Source organism: Mesorhizobium sp. M7A.F.Ca.CA.002.04.1.1 (assembly GCF_004022805.1).
Lineage (GTDB): Bacteria > Pseudomonadota > Alphaproteobacteria > Rhizobiales > Rhizobiaceae > Mesorhizobium > Mesorhizobium ciceri.
Genome location: NZ_RZPL01000965.1, coordinates 1 through 1,687 on the forward strand (window position 1 = coordinate 1; position 1,687 = coordinate 1,687).

General features: G+C 61.2%; 2 protein-coding genes and 1 pseudogene. 2 read left to right on the forward strand and 1 reads right to left on the reverse strand.

All coding sequences use genetic code 11. The features are described 5' to 3' along the window. A partial coding sequence (locus tag ENZ75_RS31050; protein ID WP_128278591.1) for a LysR substrate-binding domain-containing protein occupies positions 1 to 821 on the forward strand: 821 nt, incomplete at its 5' end. A 97-nt stretch (positions 822 to 918) separates the two neighbouring features. On the opposite strand, the pseudogene ENZ75_RS31055 reads toward ENZ75_RS31050, so the two are convergent. Next, positions 919 to 1,427 (reverse strand): annotated as a pseudogene (locus ENZ75_RS31055) (DinB family protein). A 59-nt stretch (positions 1,428 to 1,486) separates the two neighbouring features. On the opposite strand from ENZ75_RS31055, the gene ENZ75_RS31060 reads away from it, so the two are divergent. After that, the coding region (locus ENZ75_RS31060) for a glutathione S-transferase N-terminal domain-containing protein (protein WP_206617143.1) at positions 1,487 to 1,687 on the forward strand (201 nt) is incomplete at its 3' end.

The window sequence follows — 1,687 nt, forward strand, 5'->3', positions numbered from 1 at the left end:
ATCAGCTTCGTTTCAAGATTTTCCAGCGCGGCGGCAATGCGGTGTCGTTGACGCCGGAGGGCGAGACCTATGTCTCGCGCGTTCGCGAGGCGCTGGAGCGAATCGTGGCCGCCAGCATGGAAGCGACCGGACAATCGCAGGAGCATGTGCTAAAAATATCGGTGCTGCCGACCTTTGCGGCACGCTGGCTGTTTCCGCGCCTGCCGCTGTTCCAGCAGCAATATCCCGATATCGTGATGCGGGTCTCGACTTCGTACGCGACGCATGAGTTCACGGCCTCGGAATTCGATCTCGAAATCCGTTATGGCGACGGTCACTTTCACGGGCTGCAGTCCGATCTGCTGTTTCGCGAAGACCTGACACCGGTGTGCAGCCGCAAGCTGTTCCACGAAGTCCTCGGCGACAAGCGGCTGTCGAAGGTGACACCGGACGACCTCAAGCACTTCACCCTGCTGCATTCCGACACCTGCACCCAGAATTGGCAGTCCTGGCTTGGTTTCGCCGGCGCCAGCTTCGTGCTCAGCGAGACCAAGAGCATCTATTTCGACTCGTGCATGATGTCCTACGAGGCAGCCAATTCCGGGATGGGCTTTGCGGTGGCCAACCGTGCCTATATGGCCAGCGACATCCGCGCCGAAAGGCTGGTGGCTCCCTTCGCCGTCCATCATCCGAACACGGCTGGCTGGTATTTTGTCTCTCCGCTGAAAGGCCTTGCCGCACGCAAGGTCCAGTTGTTCAAGCAGTGGGTCATGGCGGAAGCGGCCCTGACCCAGTCCCAGTTGGACAACGAAATCAGGGGCGAGGCTTCGACGGCTGCCTGAATCCATCCGGTGCCTACTGATGCAAAGACGATGCTGCAGCACAAAATGCAGCGACGGCCGGCACAACCTTCGGACTGACTACGCAAACGCCACCGGATCAGGCGAAAGCCCTGCCCTCCTCGGTCCGCTGGAAAAGCATCAGGTCCAACCCCAGGCTTGGCCGTCCCAGGATGGTCAAGATCGTATGCGCCTGGCCGCGATGGTGGGTCTGGTGGTTGAAGACATGGTCCAGCGCCGGCGCCAGCCTTTGCGAATGCGCATGTCCGAGACGGTCATGTAGGTGAACCGGCCCGTCAACGCCTTGTCATTGAGGCCGCCGACCCAATCGATGATCCGCCTGTCCTCGGCTTCACGCGCCGCCCGCAGGCCGGTCAACCCCCGATGCAGGATAGCGTCCAGTGTCGTCGGCGCGTCGCCCTCCCCGGTGAAGCGCTTCATCCAGATGCGGTCGGCAGTCAAAAGGTGGTTGAGCGTGCCCATCATCGAGCCGAAGAAGGCGCCGACATCGCGGTTGAATTCCTCATCATCGAGTTCGGCGGCGGCATCATAGATGCGACCGTTGGCCCATTGATTATAGGCCGCAAACATCATGAAATGCTGTCTCATGGCTTCCCTCGGCTCGCGTCGATGCGGGGCCTACCTAACCCGCACGGGAGCCGCCGCCAATGACCATTCTGCTTTATGATCTCGTCGGACGCGACAGCACACGTCCGTTCAGCCCGCATTGCTGGAAGGTGGCGATGGCGCTTGCCCACAAGGGGCTCGACATATCAACCGTACCGACGCGCTTTCTCGAGGTGCCCGCTGTCGAGGGCGGCGTTTCGAAAACCGTTCCGGTGATCCGCGACGGCGAGACAGTCCTCGCG